Origin of the sequence: Subsaximicrobium wynnwilliamsii, assembly GCF_007997225.1 — a bacterium.
In the GTDB taxonomy this organism is placed as follows: domain Bacteria; phylum Bacteroidota; class Bacteroidia; order Flavobacteriales; family Flavobacteriaceae; genus Psychroserpens; species Psychroserpens wynnwilliamsii.
Genome location: NZ_VORM01000002.1, coordinates 304,365 through 326,439 on the forward strand (window position 1 = coordinate 304,365; position 22,075 = coordinate 326,439).

14 protein-coding genes are annotated in these 22,075 nt (G+C 40.8%); 5 read left to right on the forward strand and 9 right to left on the reverse strand.

All coding sequences use genetic code 11. The features are described from left to right. Nucleotides 1–117: 117 nt before the first annotated feature. Nucleotides 118–3,237 carry a type I restriction endonuclease subunit R gene (locus ESY88_RS02715; RefSeq protein WP_147085382.1) on the forward strand — a complete coding sequence of 1,040 codons (3,120 nt, stop codon included), beginning with the start codon at nt 118–120 and terminating at the stop codon, nt 3,235–3,237. Next, nucleotides 3,237–3,938, forward strand: coding sequence for a M48 family metallopeptidase (locus ESY88_RS02720; RefSeq protein ID WP_147085384.1), 702 nt, complete (start codon nt 3,237–3,239; stop codon nt 3,936–3,938). Before ESY88_RS02715 ends, ESY88_RS02720 begins: the two co-directional genes overlap by 1 nt. Nucleotides 3,939–4,216: 278 nt before the next feature. Here ESY88_RS02720 and ESY88_RS02725 read toward each other — a convergent pair whose 3' ends face one another. Together ESY88_RS02725 and ESY88_RS02730 are read right to left on the reverse strand one after the other, a co-directional pair. Beyond that, complete coding sequence (locus ESY88_RS02725; protein ID WP_147085386.1) at nt 4,217–4,447, reverse strand: nucleotidyl transferase AbiEii/AbiGii toxin family protein; 231 nt, start codon at nt 4,445–4,447, stop codon at nt 4,217–4,219. Further along, nucleotides 4,434–5,072, reverse strand: coding sequence for a DUF6088 family protein (locus ESY88_RS02730; RefSeq protein ID WP_223270688.1), 639 nt, complete (start codon nt 5,070–5,072; stop codon nt 4,434–4,436). Before ESY88_RS02730 ends, ESY88_RS02725 begins: the two co-directional genes overlap by 14 nt. A 450-nt stretch (nt 5,073–5,522) precedes the next feature. On the opposite strand from ESY88_RS02730, the gene ESY88_RS02735 reads away from it, so the two are divergent. Genes ESY88_RS02735 through ESY88_RS02745 form a run of 3 tightly spaced genes read left to right on the forward strand, consistent with a single transcriptional unit; the run spans nt 5,523 to nt 10,985 of the window. Continuing rightward, nucleotides 5,523–6,581 carry an efflux RND transporter periplasmic adaptor subunit gene (locus ESY88_RS02735; RefSeq protein ID WP_147085387.1) on the forward strand — a complete coding sequence of 353 codons (1,059 nt, stop codon included), beginning with the start codon at nt 5,523–5,525 and terminating at the stop codon, nt 6,579–6,581. Nucleotides 6,582–6,589: 8 nt separating this feature from the next. Next, the gene (locus ESY88_RS02740) at nt 6,590–9,679 is read left to right on the forward strand and encodes an efflux RND transporter permease subunit (RefSeq protein WP_147085389.1); all 3,090 of its coding nucleotides are present in this window, start codon (nt 6,590–6,592) and stop codon (nt 9,677–9,679) included. Next, nucleotides 9,666–10,985, forward strand: a complete 1,320-nt coding sequence (locus tag ESY88_RS02745) for a TolC family protein (protein WP_147085391.1) — start codon at nt 9,666–9,668, stop codon at nt 10,983–10,985. The genes ESY88_RS02740 and ESY88_RS02745 overlap by 14 nt, the downstream gene beginning before the upstream one ends. Nucleotides 10,986–11,001: 16 nt before the next feature. On the opposite strand, the gene ESY88_RS02750 is transcribed toward ESY88_RS02745, so the two are convergent. The 7 genes from ESY88_RS02750 to ESY88_RS02780 form a co-directional block, all read right to left on the reverse strand. Continuing rightward, entirely contained in the window at nt 11,002–12,780 is a 1,779-nt protein-coding gene (locus tag ESY88_RS02750; protein ID WP_147085393.1) for a gliding motility-associated C-terminal domain-containing protein, read from the reverse strand. Nucleotides 12,781–12,792: 12 nt separating this feature from the next. Further along, nucleotides 12,793–15,246 carry a T9SS type B sorting domain-containing protein gene (locus ESY88_RS02755; protein ID WP_147085395.1) on the reverse strand — a complete coding sequence of 818 codons (2,454 nt, stop codon included), beginning with the start codon at nt 15,244–15,246 and terminating at the stop codon, nt 12,793–12,795. Nucleotides 15,247–15,255: 9 nt separating this feature from the next. After that, nucleotides 15,256–18,693, reverse strand: a complete 3,438-nt coding sequence (locus ESY88_RS02760) for a T9SS type B sorting domain-containing protein (RefSeq protein WP_147085397.1) — start codon at nt 18,691–18,693, stop codon at nt 15,256–15,258. Nucleotides 18,694–18,820: 127 nt separating this feature from the next. Then, nucleotides 18,821–19,645, reverse strand: coding sequence for an ABC transporter permease (locus ESY88_RS02765; protein WP_147085398.1), 825 nt, complete (start codon nt 19,643–19,645; stop codon nt 18,821–18,823). A gap of 47 nt (nt 19,646–19,692) precedes the next feature. Beyond that, nucleotides 19,693–20,613: an ABC transporter ATP-binding protein gene (locus ESY88_RS02770; protein WP_147085399.1), complete on the reverse strand. Its 921-nt coding sequence runs from the start codon at nt 20,611–20,613 to the stop codon at nt 19,693–19,695. Between the two features lie 332 nt (nt 20,614–20,945). Continuing rightward, nucleotides 20,946–21,518: a HupE/UreJ family protein gene (locus ESY88_RS02775; protein ID WP_147085400.1), complete on the reverse strand. Its 573-nt coding sequence runs from the start codon at nt 21,516–21,518 to the stop codon at nt 20,946–20,948. 12 nt (nt 21,519–21,530) lie between these two features. After that, nucleotides 21,531–22,049 (reverse strand): IS1096 element passenger TnpR family protein, encoded by a 519-nt coding sequence (locus tag ESY88_RS02780; RefSeq protein ID WP_147085401.1) that lies wholly within the window; start codon nt 22,047–22,049, stop codon nt 21,531–21,533. Nucleotides 22,050–22,075 lie beyond the last annotated feature (26 nt).

Consider the following 22,075-nt stretch of genomic DNA (forward strand, 5'->3'; position numbering starts at 1 on the left):
GTTTTGAAACAATAGAGAAGAAATTTTATACTAAGTTTTAATTCCCTGAAAACTCAAAATAGTTCCCCAAAAACATATAAAATTCCCCAAAAAGCAAAAATAATAAGGAAAGAAACAATGGTAGCTAATTATAAGGAATACAACGACTCACAAAAACCAGCTTTAGATTTACTTCAAAAAATGGGATGGCAATTCTTATCGTCAGAACAAGTTTTTGAGGCACGAGGCGACATGTACACCAATGTTATTTTAGACGATATCTTAGCACAACAATTGTCTAAAATAAACGCTTTTGATTATAAGGGAGCATCCTATAAATTCTCAACTGGTAGTATTCAAGGCGCTATTAATGCACTTAAAAATGTGCCAAACGAAGGTTTAGTGCAAACTAATGAGCGCGTGTACGACTTAATTACTTTAGGAAAAAGTTTTAACGAAACCGTACAAGGCGATCGTAAAGCTTATACCGTAAATTACATCGACTGGAAAAATCCAGAAAACAATGTATTCCACGTTACCGAAGAATTTGAAGTAGAAGGCGGTAAAGGAAAACGTCGTCCAGATTTGGTGCTTTTTGTAAATGGTATTCCGTTTGTAGTTATTGAAAATAAGCGCAGAGATAAAAATGATTCTATAGACGAAGCCATTTCTCAAAACCTAAGAAACCAAAGAGAGAAAGAAGGGATTCCAAAATTATTCTATTATGCGCAACTATTATTAGCAGTGCATCCAAACGAAGTCAAATATGGCGCAACAGGTACAGCAGCTAAATTTTGGTCATTTTGGAAAGAAGATGTAGAAAAGGAAGTCACCAAACTTTTAAAAAAGAAAATAAATCAAACTCCTTCGGAAGACCGTTTAGTTACCGAGCAAGATAAAGGTCTTTATTCTTTATGCAGTCCAAAACGTTTATTAGATCTAACCTATAAATACATTGTTTTTGATGGTCCCGATAAAAAGATATGTCGTTACCAACAGTATTTTGCAGTTCAGGATACCATACAGCGTGTAAAATCACGCAACAAGGAAGGCAATCGTCAAGGTGGCGTGATCTGGCACACTACAGGTAGCGGTAAATCTTTAACGATGGTGATGCTATCCAAAGCATTAGCCTTAGATACAACCATAGAATCCCCAAGAATTATTATCGTAACCGATAGAATAAGCCTTGACAAACAAATTTTTAAAACCTTTGTCAATTGTGGTAAACACCTAAAAAAGGCTAAAAGTGGTAACGATTTAATTGAGCTATTACAAGATAAAGGCAACGAGATCATCACAACCATTATCGATAAATTTGAAATTGCCACCAAGCGCGCTTCTTTAAAAGATGAATCAAAAAATATTTTTGTATTAGTGGATGAGAGTCACCGTAGCCAATATGGTTCAGCCCACGCAAATATGAAACGTATTGTTCCCAATGCATCCTACATAGGTTTTACAGGAACACCTTTAATGAAATCCCAAAAAAGCACCTCTAAGAAATTTGGTGGCTTTATTCATAAATATACTATAGACCAAGCGGTAAAAGATGGTGCGGTACTTCCGTTATTGTATGAAGGGCGATCGGCAAAACTAAGCATCAATAAAAAACAAATCGATAAAGGTTTTGAACGCTTGGCAGCACCGCTAAGCGAAGAAGCACAAAAAGATTTAAAAAAGAAGTTTGCCACCATTGCAAAAATTTACGAGTCAGACAATGTTATTGAGGAAATCGCTTTTGATATTTCCAAGCATTTTTCTGAAAACTGGAAAGGCACAGGCTTTAAAGCCCAACTTGCAGTTCCAAAAATTGATACTGCGATTAAATATCAAAAGTACTTTGAAGCGCAATCTAACGAGTCACTAAAAATAAACACAAGAGTCGTTTTTACACCACCAGACAGTAGGCAAAATAATGATGATGTTTGGTCAGATTCTACAAGTGAATCTAGAAAATATTGGGAGAAAATACTAGAACGTTTTAATGACCAGGAGGCCTATGAAACTTATGTTATAGATAGATTTAAAGAGTCAAGTAATGAAGTAGAAATCATAATCGTTGTAAGCAAGCTACTTACAGGTTTTGATGCCCCTAGAAATACCGTATTATATTTAGCAAAACCTTTAGTTGCCCACAATTTACTGCAAGCCATAGCGCGTGTAAATAGATTGTTCAGTGGAAAGGAATATGGTCACATCATAGATTATGTTGGTGTTTTAGGAAAGCTGGATGAAGCGTTAACTGAGTATAGCGCTTTAGAAGATTTTGATGAGGAAGACTTAAAAAACACCGTTGTAGATATTAAGGATGAAATCAGAAAACTTCCTGTTCGTCACGCCGAAGTGTGGGATATTTTTAAGGAAGTTTATAATAAAAGTGATATTGAAGCTTTAGAAAGACACATTTCAGAAAAAGACTTGCGAGATCAATTTTATGACCGTGTTTCTGCTTTTGCCAGACTATTACAAACAGCATTAGCATCAGATGATTTTTATTCAGAGTTCAATACCGAACAAATAGGGTTTTATAAAAATGAACTAAAGAAGTTTCAAAGCTTGCGTTTATCGGTTCAATTTAGATATGCCGAAAAGATTTCCTATAAAGAATATGAGCCAAGAGTTCGTAAATTACTCGACACCTATATAGATGCAGACGAAGTGCAAGTATTGGCTAGAGACGTCAACATATTTGATAAAAACATGGTGGAGGAAGCCTTGGAAACCTATGGTAAAACAGCAGCTTCAAAAGCAGACTTTATTGCCAACCAGATGAAAAGAGTGATTACAGAGAATATGGAAAAGGATGAAGCTTTCTATAAAAAATTCTCTCAACTTATTGAAGATACGATAAACGATTTTTATGACGGACGAATTACTGAAAAAGAGTACCTAGAAGCCATGCAGAAAACACGCGAAGATTTGGCAAATGGGTATCAAGAAGGAATTCCTGAAGGCTTACAAGACAATCCAAGAGCACGCGCTTTTTATGGTGCATTAAACGAAGTACTAATCAAAAAGCTTGACAAAGAAATCAGTAAAAAGAAAGTAGCAAAAGCAGGACTTGAAATAGAGGCTATAGTAAACAATCTTATCATAACAGACTGGAAAAAGAATGTAGATATCCAGAATAAAATGGAAAATGAGATTGAAGATTATCTCATAGGTAAAAGAACACAATTTGGAATTGAGATAAGCTTTGATGAAATTGATTCGATTTTAATTAAATGTTTAAGAGTTGCAAAAAATAATTTCTGATGCATAAAATACAATACGGTAGTCAAGAAATTTTCTATGAATTAAAAAGATCCAATCGAAAAACATTAGGAATTGAGGTTCATCCAGATAGTTCAGTTCACATTATAGCGCCAACCGAAAGTTCATTTCAAGATATTGAGCAAAAAGTAGAAAAACGAGCAAAGTGGATTGTAAAACAACAAGCCTATTTTGAGCAGTTTTTACCACGTACACCAGAGCGGAACTATGTTTCTGGTGAAACGCATTATTATCTAGGGAAATCTTACCTTTTAAAAGTTACTCTTGGAATAGAAAATCAAGTCAAACTTAAAGGGGGGAAGCTTGAAGTAGTTTGTAAAAATGAAATAAAACAAGAACAGGTTAAAAAACTATTGGCGCATTGGTATTACGTACATGCTGAAAAAAAATTTAGTTCGATAGCCATAGACGCTTATTCAAAATTTAAAGAGTATGATTTCAATATGCCTGAAATTGAAATTAGAAGAATGGCAAAACGCTGGGGAAGCTGTAATACAATTGATAAAGTAATCTTAAATCCAGAAATTATAAAAGCATCTTCAAAATGTATCGAATATGTATTAATACACGAAATGTGTCATTTGGTGGTTACTAATCATAACAAAGAATTCTATAATACACTAGGTTCAATAATGCCAACTTGGAAAAAATGGAAAGATAGATTAGAGCAGAAGTTAGCTTAATCCCACACTTGCAGCACATCCTTATTCCCTATTTCCGCAAAAGCTACATTCACTCAATAGTAAGAGCTCCCGGTTCTGTGCAATACTCTTTATGTCCATTTCGAACCTGCCTATCGGTCAGGCGCTACATTAACACAAACAGTATTTTCTGCCATGCCCAAAGACCTTTAAAATTTAAGTTTTCGAACCGTTTTTTTGTTTGTATGATTTTCAAAGCGGCGCTTTGCTGGACCACCGCAGGTAATCCTGGAGTTTTCAATTGCTACAATGAATCTAATCTAGCTTGAGCGTTTTTTTGTTTGTATTATTTTCCAAGCTTTACTTAATGAAGTACCGCCTTTGAAAACGAGATGGTTTCCAATCTCCATTCCAAACAAAACTTTTAGAACAAGATGTACCCACCAATCTTTTTCTACGGCATAAGCTGGTATTCCCGTATTAATTGAAGTCTGATTAAATATTTCAATTCTATCTTTTTTTGAAAGTAGTGCAAAGTTAATTTTTGTCATTGTTTAATGCTTTACTCATTGTTTTTTTAATCCAAACTGGAGCAAGTTTTATATCGTGTTTCAAATTCGTTTCTGATTCCTCTTGTAATAATTCTAATATTTTGAGTTCTTCATCATGAGTTACTTTTCCTTTTCCTATGGATCTTAAAGCTTGTATAACTAAACTACTTATTTTACCTATGGCTTTTAAATTTTTAGGTGTTGTGCGTTTAAGCTTTATAGCTTGCTTCCCTATCTGTATTTCTCTAGGTGCTCCATCAGTTAAAAAAGTTAGTTTTAGGGGAATTTGCTGACTAATTCCTAATGCATGTAAGGCATAAATTCCGGTTGGAACTATTTTTATCCGATCTCTTTGAGCAATGCCGTAAGCGACTTCTTCGGCAGTTGGTAAAATTCCACCTATTAGACTATTATTTTTAGGACGCACATATATGCCTTGTGCAATTCTAGTAATAAAACTATCCTTAAAAAGTCTATGTAATGCTAAGCGTACAGCTTCTGAAGAACCAATATCATTAAAATCCTCAGGGAATAACAATGTACCATCTTTTTGAGATATTATTTTTCGCTTAATTTTATCTTCTATGCTTATCATTTGTGTTTGTGGCGGAATAATTTGTAACAAATATATGTGTAATTTGTTACAAAAATTATTTTCAACCCCGAAGTCTCGTGAGGAGCTCTGCATGAACGCTGCGAATCCAGTATGATAGCTAAGCTATTCAATTTCAATCTTACTTGAATCAAGACACTTGGATTTCTAAATGTCTAAACCGAAGTTTCTTTGTGGCGCGCAACTCAAGCTTGATCCTATTCAATCTTAGTCATGTAAGCGTCTTAAATCGCAAGTTTTATTGTTTTAAAACGCCAATCTTCGCATAAAAAGTCTCAATGCCATAGTCTTTGGAAAGGGTAGTCACGATTGAGCTAGTGTTGTCATTTATCCCGAAAAAAATCTTGAATCCTATTCTTTTAAAGTTAAGTTAAATAAAAATCAAGATTCCGCGCTTCTAATATTTTAAAATTAGATTTGTGTCATTGGGAAGTACTCTTAACTACCACACATCTCCTTTTAATGAAAAAAAGATACATTGTTTTCACGCTTATCGTATGTGGAATAATTGCGCTCATTGCTTATAGGATAAGCGCGAACTCCAAAATCAATAACCCAAAAAATGAAAAAAAGACGGTCAATGTGATGGGCGTTGAGGGACAAGTGCTTGAAGCGCAGAAATTTGCAGATAATCTCACACTTTCTGGAACTTTGGAGGCCAATGAGGAAATTGAAATACGCAGCGAAATTTCGGGTATTGTTGAAAGTATTAATTTTGACGAAGGTGCTAAAGTCTCAAAAGGGCAAATACTGTTTCGCGTGAATGATATCGAGCTTCGTGCGCAATTGTCTAAAGTGCAAACAGCGCAGCAACTGGCTTCCGAAAACCAAAGACGCGCGAAACTTTTATTGGAAAAACAGGCCATAAGTCAGGAGGAATTTGACGTGTCTAAGGCCGATTTTGAATCTGCTCGTGCCGAATCGCAGCTCATTGCCGCCCAATTATCAAAAACAACCGTACGCGCTCCGTTTTCTGGCACTATTGGTCTGCGCTCTATTTCTAAAGGTACCTACGTGACTCCTGCAACACCAATCGCTAATTTGGTCAATACAAGTCAGTTGAAAATCACTTTTGCCATTCCAGAAAAATATGTCTCCCGAATGTACGCGGGCAGTCCTTTGACCTTTACAACCTCTAATTCCAAGATAGTATATAACGCTACAATTTACGCCATTGAACCTCAGGTTGACATTGCAACTCGCACTTTAAAGATGAGAGCATTGGCCGATAATAAGGAAGGTAAGTTATATCCAGGCACTTTTGCCAATGTCACGTTGCCGCTTGAGACGGTCAACGACGCGCTTCTCGTGCCTACAGAAGCTTTGATTCCCATTCAAAACGGTAAAAAGATATTTGTGTCTAGAGGCGGAAAAGCAAAGGAAGTTATGGTGGAAACCGGCGCGCGAACAGATAGTGTGGCGCGTGTACTCACAGGACTTAAGGTAGGGGATACCATTTTGACATCGGGTGTGATGTCGCTCAAAAATGGAACACCAGTTAAAGTGAATCTAACCAATTAATTAAACTGATGAGTTTATCTACCTTAAGTATAAAACGTCCCGTGCTCACGATTGTCATGAATTTGACGCTCGTGCTTTTCGGGATTATTGGCTTTACATATCTTGGCGTTAGGGAATTCCCATCCATTGATCCTGCACAAATATCGGTAAGTACCAGTTATTCGGGTGCCAATGCCGATATTATTGAATCCCAAATTACAGAACCGCTCGAAAAATCCATAAATGGGATTGATGGCATTAGAAACATGACTTCTTCCAGTAACCAAGGGTCTAGCCGTATTAATATAGAATTCAATCTCGATAAAAATCTCGAGGAAGCCGCTAACGATGTTCGTGATAAAGTCTCTCAGGCGGTAAGGAGCTTGCCGCAGGATATTGATGCACCACCCGTGGTTTCAAAGGCTGATGCCGATTCCCGTGCCATCATTTCAATGACGGTTCAGAGTGATAATAAAAACATTTTGGAACTTACAGATTATGCCGATAATGTGCTCGCACAACGTTTGCAAACCATTCCTGGGGTAAGTAGTGTCCAAATTTGGGGGCAGCGTCGCTATGCCATGCGCATGTGGATTGACCCCATCAAGTTGGCCTCTTATGGCGTGACGGTTGCAGAAGTGAGGGAAGCTTTATTATCACAAAATGTCGAATTGCCTTCAGGAAAGCTAACCGGTGCAAATACGGAATTGACCGTAAAAACCATAGGCAACCTTTCTAACGAAGAAGAGTTCAACGACATTATCATAACCTCTGAAGGCGGAAGAGTGGTGCGCTTCAGTGATGTTGGTAGGGCTACTTTGGAAGCCGAGAATATGGAAACCAAGTTGAGCGATTCTGGTCAACCCATGGTCGCTTTGGCCATCGTACCTCAGCCTGGAGCGAATTATGTGGCCATTGCCGATGATTTTTATGCTGAATTTGAGAAACTCAAGGAAGCTCTGCCCGAAGATTTTAAATTAAACGTCGTTATTGACGATACACTCTTTGTCAAGCGCGCCATCACTGAAGTGGTCGAGACCCTTGGCATTTCTATAGTTTTGGTTATTTTAGTCATCTTTTTCTTTTTTAGAAACTGGTCCATGGCGCTGCGTCCGCTTATCGATATTCCGGTATCATTGATTGCCACGTTTTTTATCATGTGGATGTTCGGTTTTTCCATTAATGTATTAACGCTGCTTGCGATTGTATTGGCCACGGGTTTGGTGGTGGATGATGGGATTGTGGTCACAGAAAATATCTATAAAAAAGTAGAGGAGGGCATGTCGCCCATTGAAGCAGCTATAAAAGGGTCTAATGAGATTTTTATGGCGGTTATTTCCATTTCGGTCACCTTGGCAGCAGTATTTCTGCCGGTAATCTTTCTTGAGGGTTTTGTGGGGCGTTTATTTCGGGAATTTGGCATTGTCATTGGGGCTGCGGTATTGATTTCAGCATTTGTGTCTTTGTCATTAACTCCCATGCTGAATGCTTACATGATGAAGCCCGGGAAACAGAACCAGACAAAATTTTATCGGGTTACGGAAGGCTATTTTGTAAAAATGAATAAAGCCTATGCGAGTTCACTTGGTAAATTCATGAAGAATAAATGGTGGAGTTTCCCGGTTTTGATCGTCTGCATCGTTATGATCGGGGTGTTCTACAGTTTGCTTCAGAAGGAAACTGCTCCCTATGATGATAGAAGTTATATTCGTCTTAGCGTTTCTGCCCCAGAGGGTGCGTCTTACGATTATATGGACCGTTTTATGAATGAAATTACGGAGCTCATCAACGATTCCATCCCTGAAAAGAAAGTGAGTTTGATCATTACGTCTCCAGGTTGGGGATCTTCGTCGGTCAATAGTGGGCTCGCCATTATTTCATTGGTAGACCCTAGTGACCGGGAACGCTCGCAGAAGGAAATCGCTGAAGATCTTACCAAATGGACCAGAACTTTTGAAAACGCCCGCACAAGTGTTTCTGAATCGCCAACCATTGCGGTCAATAGAAGAGGTGGGATGCCTATTCAATACATCGTTCAAGCACCTAATTTTGAAAAGCTGAAAGAGAAGATTCCTCTGTTCATGGAAGAAGCTGAAAACAATGCTGTGTTCGCCAATACAGACGTGGATTTGAAGTTCAATAAGCCTGAAATTTACGTGACCATTGATCGCAATAAAGCCAAGAGTCTAGGGGTTTCAGTGTTGGATGTGGCGCAAACCTTGCAATTGGCGTTAAGCGGTCAGCGTTTTGGCTATTTCATGATGAATGGTAAGCAATATCAGGTCATAGGACAATTTGATCAAAAGGACAGAAATGCCCCTATGGACCTGAAGTCGATGTTTGTTAAAAACGATAAAGGGGAATTGATCCAGATGGATAATTTGGTCACTACGGAAGAACAAAGCAGTCCGCCACAACTCTTTCACAACAACCGCTATATGTCTGCAACGGTGTCTGCAAGTTTGGCGCCTGGCATGAGTATCAACGATGGTATTGAAGCCATGGAATCTATAAGGGATAAAGTTTTGGACGATTCCTTTACCACAGATTTGGGCGGGGAATCCCGAGATTTTGTTGAAAGTAGTTCCAACACGCTTTTTGCATTTGGCTTGGCACTATTGCTCATATTCCTGATTTTAGCGGCGCAGTTCGAAAGTTTTATAGATCCGTTTGTGATTATCCTAACGGTGCCTATGGCGGTTGCAGGAGCCCTATTTTCACTTTGGTTATTTGGACAGACTTGGAATATCTTTAGTCAAATTGGTACCATCATGCTCATTGGGCTGGTCACAAAAAACGGGATCCTCATTGTGGAGTTTGCCAACCAACTGCGGGAAGAAGGCTTGAGTAAACACCAAGCCATCATGAAGGCTTCAGAGTCCAGATTGCGTCCAATTTTGATGACGAGTTTAACCATTGCTTTGGGGGCATTGCCCATTGCACTGTCTTTGGGTGCTGCTTCTACAAGCCGTATTGGTATGGGGGTTGTTATTATTGGAGGCACCATGTTTTCATTGGTGTTGACCTTGTTTGTCATCCCATCCATTTATATGTTATGGAGTAGAGAAAAGAAAAAACGCCCAGAATTTGATAAAATCGATAGTTATGAAGCCGTATAAATTGTGGTCCCTTTTTCTTAGTGCTTGCTTGGGAATCTGTGCCTTGCAAACATATGCCCAAGAGGTTTTGACGCTTGAAGCAGCGGTAGAAATTGCGCTGGAAAACAATTATGAAATTCGTTTGGCAGAGAATGATCTTAAGGTGGATTCGCTTGGTGTAAGTCCTGGGTTTGCGGGAATGCTCCCAAGGGTTTTTGCCGACGCCAGCGGGAATAATAGTACCCAAAATATTTCACAAACCCGGTCAGACGGCAGCGTCGTTGAATTGGATAATGCCAAAAACAACAACCTCAATTATGGGGTAGGCTTAGACTGGACTATTTTTGATGGTTTGAGTATGTTTGCGCGTTACGACCGGTTAAAGGAACTTCAAAAATTGGGAAAGGCGGAATTGCAAAGCACCGTATTGGGTCGCGCAAGTGACGTGATGATTACCTATTATGATTTGGTGCAACAGCAGCAGCAGTTGACGGCGCTGGATAGTACCTTGGTCATTTCCCAACAGCGAGTGGATTTGGCAGATAACCGGTTTAGCATCGGTAAAGCCTCCAAATTGGAAGTGCTCAATGCCCAGGTCGATCTCAATACCGACAGGACGCTGCAAATAAGGCAGATTGAAATGTATGCCAATACCAAAATCAGGCTCAATGAAATCATGGCGCGAGATACTCAAATCGATTTTAAGGTCAATGATGAGGTCCTCATTGCAAACAACTTAAAATTAGATGAGTTGGAACGTTTGGCCTCGACCCAAAATCCAGAATTGCAAGCGCAATTGATCGCAAAGCGTATTTCAGAATTGGAATTAAAACAAATTAAAAGGAATCGCTATCCCGTTATTACAGCCAATACAGGTTATAATTTCAGTGATTCAGAATTTAGTTTAGGCTTTGCCACAGAAAATAGGGCACAAGGCTGGAACTACGGCTTTACGGCGAGTATTGACATTTTTAATGGATCTAACCAAAATAGGAACGAGAAAATAGCAAAGCTTCAAATCGAAACGACAACCATCGCGATTGAACAGCAAACGCAAACCATAAACTCACAGTTGCAAACTGCGTTCCAGACCTACATAACCAATTTGAGTTTGATAGAATTGGAAACCAAGAACGAAGAAATCGCCAAAGAAAACCTCGATATTACTTTGGCCAAATATAAAATAGGCACCATCCCAACCATCGAGTTTAGAACAGCGCAACTCAATTATATCAATGCAACCTTACGTTTGAGCAATGCCATTTATCTGGCTAAATTATCGGAAATTACCTTGAAGCAACTTTCGGGTAATTTATCGTTGCAATAGTCACTTGTTGAAATTATCAATAATTCACGTACACCCAGCCCTGAATGGGTTTGTAGTTGGGGTCGTTTAAATTGAGAATGTAAAAATAAGTACCCACCGGCACTAAATTTCCATGATTGTTCAAGCCTCTATTGATGCGTCCTTCCCATCGTAAACTGTTGTCGCCTTCAAAAATTAGTGTTCCGTAGCGGTTGTAGATTTTGAGCTCATGCCGCTCAAAAATATCATATAAACCTTGGATGTTGAACCAATCATTGGCGCCATCCTCATTTGGGGAAAACCCCTGTGGGACAAATGGCGGACAATTCTCAACAGTCAACGCAAAGGCATAACGCTCATAACAAGGTAAATTCGCGACCTTCGCATAAACCATTTGCATGTCGCTGTTGGAAGTGTAGGCTGACGGATTTGTGATTTCAAAAGTATCTGCCGCCAAATCCTCCAAAGACTCGTAAAAAGTGATGTTAAGACTCGTATTGACCTGAGCGTTCAAAATCGCCTCCAAATCAAAAGTTCCAGTGCCTAAGCCTTCATTACAAGCCAATGCACCTGCAATGGGAATCACTGGAGATAAAATTAGCAATTCCAAAACTTGGGTATTGCTGTTGTTGTTCTCATTATTTTCTGTTACAATGCCGTTTCCGGTGCCGTCGTCATCCACTACCGCTGTGATTTCGATCGAAGTGGCATCGGTTTCGGGAATCATAATGTCAATACTTCCGGTTTCCGAAGCATTTATGGCAATCTCATTTTGGGTTGTTGTCTGGCCCACTAAAACACCATCCACATAGAACGCAATTGGAGTTTGGCCGGGTAGGGGATCAGTACTGTTGGTGTTATAGACGGTATAATTGAGGAGAATGTTAGAATCGCCGCAGGCAATAGCATTATCGTTCAAACGGATGCTGGCGTCTGGAGTTTGGCTGTTCAACACTGTAATGATGTTGTTGATCATCACAAAATCCTGACCAGAGGTTAGCGAAATCGTCGCGGCACTGTCGCCCACATCAATATTATTTTGAATGTCATAAACATCAATATCCATATTGTAAAGATTGGTGGCGCCAGTAAAACTGTTGGTGCCGTTAAAGGCGTTGTTTATAGGATTTAACGGTGGGTTGCTAATGGCGTTTCCATTGATTGAAAGCTGCTCGTTAACTGCCAATGCAGCATCGCCTTCCCAAGCAATAAAACCAATCTTGGCGCCTTGATTATCCAATACGTTCAAATTATTCAAGGTAATGGTCAAATTTTCAGGCACACTTTGCAAGCCGTCGTAAACGTTGAGTTGATTTAGCGGAAGGCTGTCTTCCTCATAAATAACAGCGATTGCCCAACCAGCAAAATTGGTGCCTGAGGAACAGTAAGGCGCAATCACCTCGGATAAATCCAAATCGGAAACCGTATACATACCACTACCTCCCAGTTGAAGCTGACTCGTCACATCGGCAAAGCCAGCAAAAAACACGCGATTTTCATCTAAAGAATCATTAAAGCTACGTTCAGCAGAAATCGCTTGTCCGTTTAATTTTATTTCGAAATCGCCCGTGCCAGAACCTGCCCAATAGAGGTAAGCGGCAACGATGCTTTGATTGGCATTTAAAGTAAGTTCTGCGGAAGCTTCGGTATGGATTTCACAGTCTATGGAGGTGCCATTTTCAGTCAAGTTGAAGCTGTTGCCTATCGCAGTATAATCAAAACGCCCATTGAATTGCTGATAGAGCGCGATGTCCTGAGCCTCTGCATATAGCGACATAAGCACTAGAAAACATAAAAGATTTTGTTTTAAAAACATGTACCGATTTATCTATCGTTTCAATGAAAAATGACCCTTAAAAGTTCGTCCGTCCTGAAGCTTTACCACGAACCAATAGTCGCTCGATGGCATAAGCTGGCCGTTCCAAGTGCCGTCCCATCCAGGGCCCAAGGGATCTAATTCTTTGAGCAGTTTGCCCATGCGGTCATAAATTAGAATTTGGGAATCGGGCTGGAAATTGGATGAAATCCCTTTCACTTGCCAATACGGATTATAAGTGTCGCCATTGGGCGTAAAATATTTTGGGAAACCAATCACAGAAACGAGCTTATCCACAATGCCGCAGTTATTTTTCACGTCCCGCACATACACCGTGTGGAACCCAAAAGGCACGTTCTCAAACACATTGCTGTCTTGATACAGTCCGTTGGGATTGTCCAAGGCGTATTGGTAGCTGCCCTCGCCAGAGACCAGCACCGAAATGCTGTTGTTTGAGCTGGCATCGGTAATTTCAATGTTGGTAATGGTCGCAATGTTAGACGGCAAAACAGTAATCGTTCTGTCTTTGAAACAGCCATCGGTGGTGGTCACACGAACGCTGTAAGTGCCAGCGGCGTTGATCTCAATCTCAGAGGTGGTTTCTCCGGTGGACCATTCGTAGTAATAATTGTTCGGGAGGCTTTCTATCAAACCACCAGTCAAAGTGCTGGTCTGCGGAAAGGTATTCAGGCAATAATAAACGGTTTCTTCTGGAAGTAGATTCGGAAGCTCATAAACTATCAATTCAATTTTGGATATACCGAAACAGGCGTTTGCATTTTCCACCCTGGCATAGATGGTTTGATTGTAAGGAATACTGTTGGTAAAGCTGTTGCCCAGAACGTCTGTTTCGGTTAAAGCATTTTCATAGGTTTCGTAATAACTGAGATTTAAATCAATTGGCAAACCCAATAGAATGGCAGCTTCCGCATCTTGAAGGTCGAAATTGTAAAACCCATCTTCCGTTCCGTCGTAATCACATGCTTCGAGGCTTGTATCGTTGGAAGCGGTGCTGCTGGTTTCTAAGGTCACTTCAGCAGTATTGCTGCAACCGGTTTGGGTGTTGATCACGAGTGCAAAAACAATTTGCGGACTCACATCATTTGTAAAGGCAGTGGCATCGATTTCATCTTCATCGTTCTCTAAGTCTGCCATGGAGGTATAAAACTTCAGGTCTCTGTTGGGCTCGTCATCGCTAATAAATTCGGAATAATCTGTCAAGTCATATAGGGTAAATCCTTCCGGAAGACCATCTTCATCACATTGTATAATCGAAATATCATTTGCCACCGGAATCTCTAAAACTTCGAGGTTAAACGACGTAATCGCCACACAATTAGAAGTATTGTCATCAATGCGAACAAAAACTTCAATAGGAGTTGGCGCTGTGTTGTCATAATTTAAAGGCAACGCGGCAGTTTCAGTTTGGGCATCACTCAACGAGGAATAGTAGTTTATGCTGTAGTCTATATCGGGAATGTTGGCTATGATTTCTTCGGTCTTGAGATTGAAATCAAAACGGGTTTGGCCGTTAAAGGCATTGCCATCGGTCTCATCGTCACAAAGTTCAAAATTACTGGGTGTATTAAAATTGGATAAGGTGTTGACGGTAAGCGTGAATTCATTCAAAATAAAACATCCGGTAATACTGTTTTCGATGCGAATAAAATAGGTTTGCGGACTCGCGGTATTTTCAAAAACAGTTGATAAGGCGTCTGTGTTCAAAATCGCATCACTTTCCGAACTGTGAAAACTTACCATCTTGTCCAATTCGCCATTAGTGATTGTGGTTTTTAATGCGTTGATATCCACTTGTGCTATTCCGTCGGAAAAAGGCACAAGATTATCACAAATCTCAAGGTTGGTTTCTTCTTGGGTCAATGGGTTTGAAGGATTGTCGGGAAAGGTCGCCGTGCCGGTCCATTCCAGTGAAAACGGACTGTTCCCAACCGGTCTGTCAATCACGATAAAATAGCTTTCGCCGGCCAGCACATCCAATTGTTTTACAAAACTGTTGCCAAGATCACCCGGGCCTTCGCTGGTTTCTGTGGATGCAGCGTTCATTCCCGTTAAATTATTGCCTTGATTTGAAGCTGCAGGGTTTGTGGTGGAGCAGCGAATCGCTTGCCCTATATTACCACAACTCACATTGGGTCCAAAGACAAAAAAGTCATAATCTTCATTGATGTTAGTGCTTTGTGGAGTCAAGGTGAATCCCAAAGTGCCTGAAGTGGCAATATTGACGGTAAGCCAAATGCTATTGTTTTCCTGACTTTGACAGGTGTTTGAATTGTTCAATTCTTGAGAGCCAACGCCACTTACATCAACACTCAAACTGGAATTGCCACAAACAATCACAGCGAACTGACAATCATTGGGCGCTTGCGCACTTACTGAAACTGAAAAGATTCCAAAAATAAAAATTAGGAAGACATACGTTTTGAAAAAAATCGGGTTTTGTTGCATTATTTGATCTTAGCGTTTTAATGAAAAATGACCTTTAAAAGTACGGCCGTCCTGAAGCTTTACCACGAACCAATAATCGCTCGATGGCATGTTGTTACCGTTCCAAGTGCCGTCCCATCCTGGACCCAAGGGGTCCAATTCCCTGAGCAGTTTGCCCATGCGGTCATAAATTAGAATTTGGGAATCGGGCTGGAAATTGGATGAAATCCCTTTTACCTGCCAATACGGATTATGAGTGTCGCCATTGGGCGTAAAATATTTTGGGAAACCAATCACAGAAACGAGCTCATCCACAATGCCGCAGTCATTTTTCACGTCCCGCACATACACTGTATGGAACCCAAAAGGCACGTTCTCAAAAACATTGCTGTCTTGATACGAGCCGTTGGGATTGTCCAAGGCGTATTGGTAGCTGCCCTCTCCAGAGACCAGCACCGAAATGCTGTTGTTTGAGCTGGCATCGGTAATTTCAATGTTGGTAATGGTCGCAATGTTAGACGGCAAAACACTAATCGTTCTGTCTTTAAAACAGCCATCGGTGGTGGTCACACGAACGCTATAAGTGCCAGCGGCGTTGATCTCAATCTCAGAGGTGGTTTCTCCGGTGGACCATTCGTAGTAATAATTGTTCGGGATGCCTTCTATCAAACCACCACTCAAAGTGATGGGCTGCGGAAAGGTATTCAGGCAATAATAAACGGTTTCTTCTGGAAGCAGATTCGGAAGCTCATAAACTATCAATTCAATTTTGGATATACCGAAACAGGCGTTCGCATTTTCCACCCTGGTATAGATGGTTTGATTGTAAGGAGTGCTGTTGGTAAAGCTGTTGCCCAAGGCATCGGTTTCTGTAAGTGCGTTGTCGTAGGTTTCATAATAAGAGAGATCGAGATTTGTTGGCAAACCGAATAGAATGGCAGCTTCCGCATCTTGAAGGTTGAAATTGTAAAACCCATCTTCCGTTCCGTCGTCATCACATGCATCTAGGCCTGTATCGTTGGAGGCGGTGCTGCTGGTTTCTAAGGTCACTTCAGCAGTATTGCTGCAACCGGTTTGGGTGTTGGTTACGAGGGCATAAATAATTTGCGGACTCACATAATTCTCAAAGGCATCGGCATTAATTTCGTCGTTGTCATTTTCAAGGTCTGCACGTGTTTCGTAAAATTGAATCTGGCGGTTGGCAGCGTTATTGGTTATGGCATCAAAAACTTCATTCAGGTTGAAAATGGTGTAGCCCTCCGGAATGCCGTCTTCATCACACTGAATAATCGTGCTGTCAATGGCTTCGGGAGCATTGTTGATTGTTAGGGTAAAACTGCTGGTGACGTAACATTTAGGCTTTTGCGTATTTTCAACACGCACAAAAATGACTTCAGCATTTGGGTTGCTATTCGCATAAACTTCAGCGATGGCAGCAACATTGTTATCGGCATCTGCTTGTGAATTGTGAAAAGTTATGCCAAAATCAGCAGCATCTTGCGTACCTAAAATGCCTTCCGCAAGAGCACTAAGGTCGATGCTTGTAAACCCATCCATCGCATCTCCGCTAAAATCGGTATCACACAATGTGAGATCTTCCAGATTTATGATTTGGGCTTGTTCAGCAACGCTAAAAGTAAAGCTGGTAAGCGCGTAGCAATTGGGATTGTCACGATTTTCAACACGCGCATAAATGGTCTGTAAAGCTTCTGTTGTATAAAAATTGCCCATAATTTCGTCTTGGCCCAAAAGCGCCTGTGCTTCCGTTGTAAAATACTTGACCACATAATCTTCTGGAGCTTGGCCGTCCAAAATTTCTAGATCCTTAACACTAAGGTCAAAATTGTTGGTGTTGGCATCTGCACATACCAAAAGGTCATCGGGTTGCGTTGCTGTTGGAATGTCAAAAACACCCACAACGGCATTGCCTTCAATGGGGCATTCGCCATTATTAGGCTCGATGAACACCTCGTAAAAACCGGGGGTGTCAACCATGAGTTGATAGCTGGTTTCGGCGAGAGGGTTTCCATCTTGGGTCCAAATATAGGTGGCACCTGCAATGTCTTCAGCAATAAGCATGTAATTATCGCCAGTGCAAAGGTTCAATTCGGTGGTGCTCAAGCCGTTTTTTATGATGTCTATTTGTGAATTAAAAAGGGACTGAATGAATGGAGGCAACCCGATGCGTCCCAAATTTTGAGAGCTGCCAGTCACATCCAAGAGTACGCCAGTTTCATCATAATTGGCGGCATTTCCCGTAAGCTCAGGATTATTGATGACCCCAAGAAAGCGCCCAGAATTAGAATTTGAAAAGTCGATTTGCGCTCTGTAAATGCGTTTGTCCAATCCCAATTGCAAAGCGCCGGCGTTAAAGATGTTGGATTGATGAATCACAATCGCAGAGGCTGGCACGTCGTCACTCTCCAAATCCCATTGGATCACTTGACTGGCACCAATGCCATTAGGCCCTGCATTGATGCTGGCATAAAATTTCTTGTTTTCTGCGGAAAACTCCACACCATAAGGGCTGTCGTTATTTTCAGGACCGTAAAGTTCCAGCGCATTGGAAACAATGCCAGTATCGTTATCAAAGTCAAAAAGATAAACACCACCAGGTGCATTGGCACCTTGGGTAGTTGCAAAACCCAAATGGGCCACCGCCAATTTTGTGCCGTCGGGGGATGCTTTGAGGTAGCCCAAAGCATTCCTACGGTACCCAGAAATTGGCACATTGGGCCCTACAGTAGATATTACGGGTGTGGTCTCAACGCCATCGGTATCTACCTTGAAAGCATAAAATTTGTTGGTAAAATGGGTAATGACCCAAAACGAATAGCAATCATCGGCTTTGACCGCTGTGATTTTTTCAGAGCATTTGTATTTTATTTCTTCGGAATCGTTAATGTCATAACTAACCAGTGGCACGTTCTTCTCGGTTGGATCCACATCACCCAAACCGCCATCAAGCGTCATATCCACCAAGGAATAATTGAAGCCATTATTAAAGCCATCATCCTGCTGCGGCACTGAGCCACCGCCATCGTAAGTTCCCGAAAATTGATTGGGATAGGCGTTTGCATTTTGATGGTGTGGCTCATCTACCGTGAAAACATAGAATTTGCTGGGGTCTTGAGGTTTCGGCACGATGAGCCCAGAAGAAGTGCTCGACGGGTCTCCCAACAAGCCGTTGCCGCCAAAGTAATTGGCATTGTCCATGATTTGGTGATTGGCATTCCATACAGTTTGCCCATCGGAATAAAACAAGAGATTGCCTTCGGTGTCTGAAATAGAGGTACAGCCTTCTAAAGTATCAATTTGCCCATCGGTCAAGGCAATTACGGTTCCCGCTCCCGCATAGAATCGTAATCCTGCATTTTTTCCGAAGTACCAATAACTGGCTTCTTGTTGCGAAAAAGTAGAAGCAGTGGTCAATAGGGTCAAAAGTAGTAAAGCGGCAATCTTTTTCATGTAGCATTTAGCATGTTCCTTTAAAGCTCCTCGATAGATACTGATTTCAAATCTCAAAAACCGATCACGAAATAGCAAGAAAACTATGAGTTTTGAGCCTGAGGCGCTAAAAGGGTCACTAAATATATTACAAATCTCGCTGCTTTAATAATCTATAGGATAAAAAGATAAAAATCGCTGTCCAGCCCAATACAATCGCCACTTCGTACCAATGCACGGCAAAGTCATAAATGAGCGCTTTACTGTCTGGCATCTTGGAGATTGCAATACGTTGGAAGGGTTGGTCTATCAATTTCCACATGGATTTAAGCGGAAAGAAATTCTGAATACGATCGGCAGTGTTCTCGTCCAATTTCCAGGCCATGAGTCCGTAAAGGATCCATTCCACAATAAAGAGCATGAACAAAAATGCCAAAGCGAAGGCAGAGCGTTTTACCAACATGCCCAAAAACAGACATAAACTGAAAAACCCGACCAGCTTTACAAAGTATGCCAGAAGAAATTCGGTTTCCCTGAAAATCAATGCGACCTCACTAATACTCGAGTAATAGAGCCCAATGCTGAGGCAAATGATAAAGATCAAAACCGTTGCCACTGCTGAAAAGAACACAATGGTATAAAATTTAGACAGAATGAATTCCTTTTTGCTCAAACCGTCAATCAGGTTTTGCTTGATGGTTTTGTTGCTGTATTCATTGCCAATCATGCTTACCACCACAATGGCAAAAAAGAACTTGAACTGTGCCGCAAAAAAAGTGGTAATGTGCCAAACAATGGGGAAATTGAACAGTCCGTAATGGCCAAGTTCAAGGACAAAGAGACCGAAGAAATTGATACGCAATGAAGACAGGATAATGACAAAAAACGGTAAGATAAAGGATATGAAGATCAAGATTTTACTGGCACGGTTGAGCAGTAATTTTTGAAGTTCCAGTTTTAAAAGTCGTAACATGGTGATGATTGTGTTTGGTGGTTTCCGAATAAAAAAATAATCGGGTTTTAGTTGCTTTGAAGCTTTTGGTCGTTGTTGTTATCGGTTAGCTGAAGGAATTGTTCTTCCAAACTTTCCTTGCGTTTCACAAGATGAGAAAGCACGATGCCCTTATCAAACATGAGCCTGTTGAAACTTGAGGCATCCATAGGTTCTAAAAGAATGACCTTGATGAGTTCATTTTCAACGCTAATGGTTCCGAATATTGGGTCTTCTTCCAAAACCTTGAGAAGTGCTTCGTGTTGTTGGGATTTCAGTTCGAAAAATCCGTGGCTGGCGATCATTTCATCCACCCGACCGGAATATAATTTTTCGCCTTTTCTTAAAACCACCACATGGGAGCAGACTTTCTCTACTTCATCGAGCATGTGTGATGCCAAAAGAATGGTAGTCCCGGTAGCGGCAATCTCTTTAATGATTTGTCTAATTTGATGGATCCCCTGAGGGTCGAGGCCGTTGGTAGGCTCGTCGAGAATCAATATCTCTGGATCGTTCAATAGGGCAGAGGCAATGGCCAAACGCTGTTTCATCCCCAAAGAATAGGTGCTGAATTTATGGTTTTTACGGTCCAACAAGCCTACCAACTCCAGCTTTTCTTCAATTTTTGCAGGTTCAACGCCTTTGATGCGGCAAACGAGCTTGAGATTTTGCGCGGCGGTCATGTAGGGGTAAAAGTTGGGACGCTCAATTATGGCTCCCACTTTTTTGAGTGCATTGTGGGTAGAGACCTTGCCGTCGAACCAATTGAAACTGCCCGAGGTTTTGTTGACCACGTTGAGCACAATGCCCAGCGTGGTTGACTTTCCGCTTCCGTTTGGGCCTAAAATGCCATAGACATTGCCTTTTTTTATATCAAAAGTCAAATCTTTGACCGCTGTGAGATAGCCAAATTTCTTAGTGAGGTTGTTGATGCTTAGAATGGATTCCAAAATGTGATTGATTTTTTTCTACGGAAAAGTTTCCGTTGAGATGGTTGTGCTGGTTCGACGAGCTACTTCAACATTTGTTACAAAACCATTGTTGGAGACAGCCTAGATTGGAGGATCATCAGGTGGACTGCATTTGATTGAGGTCAGTGAAGCCGAGGTTGGGGATTTCCACCATGGTCTTCCTAGTAATAGAAATTTTAGTTGATAAGAATGAATTAAACTGAGTTAGAAAGTGGTTTTCAGAAAAAGATGAAGCGCACACGAACGGAATTGTTGGAGGTAAACAGGAAGCATGGAAAAGCACAAAAATCAAGCTATAAACGGCAGATTTTTCAGAAGAAAATCATTTGGAGCACCAAAACAACAATCACGGTATTGATTGCCAATCGCACCCATTTCAATTTGTTGGTTTTGATATGAACCAATGCCATTACCCCTAGAAATAATGCCACAATGATCAACTGAGCCACTTCAATGCCCACGTTAAAACCGAGCAGTGGCAAGACCACAGATTCATCATCAAAAATCATCATTTTGATATAGTTTGAAAATCCAAGTCCGTGTATGAGGCCGAAAGCCAAAAGAATAAAATAGGTTACAACTACGGATTGTTGCTGCGGATTGACTTTCGCAAGCATCCAATAATTATTGAGACAGCTAAGTAAGATGGTAATAGGAATCAAGGTTTCCACCAGGTCGGCATCAATGCTAACCAATTGCATTCCGGAGAGAAAAAGCGTCAAGCAATGGCCTACCGTGAAGGCGGTGACCAGGCCGAGCAGTTTCCGCCAATCCTGAAAGGTATAAATTAAACAGAAGGATACGATGAAATATAAATGATCAAGGGCGTCAAAATCGAGGATGTGGTTAACGCCTTCCTTCAGATAAAATGTAAAATCCATCATGACTCGAAAATTTTAATTCCAGTTCTCATCAAAATCTAGATCTTCATAATCGTCGATGTCCAAATCGTCGTTGAACTCATCAAACTCATCATCAAAATTTTCAGCTTCAAAAGACTTTTCTGGGGCAGTATCTGGGATTTGACCATGTGCGAACATGAGATTGGGATAATCGGTGCCTTCTGCTTCTTCAGCAACATCAGCCAATTCAACCAAGAAGGTCCACATGCTTAAAAAGTCATAAACATAGATAAGTTTGGTCTGTTTTTTATTGACCACGTCGTTCAGAGCGGTTTCGCTCATGGTTCGTTTATCATCATAAGTGTCATTCACATCAATCATAGAGATTTCCTCGCCTTGATCCCACTGCTCATTACTCACATAAAAGGAGGCCATTTCGATACCATCAAAACCAAAAGATTGGGTAATGGCATTGTGTAAATCTTCCAAAGTGTCGGTTTCCCTGATCTCGATATCACGAAACACATCATCTTCGGCTTCGCTATCTAAAAGTATTCTGAATTTATAAATCATAACAAAAATTTGAGCTGCAAAGATAC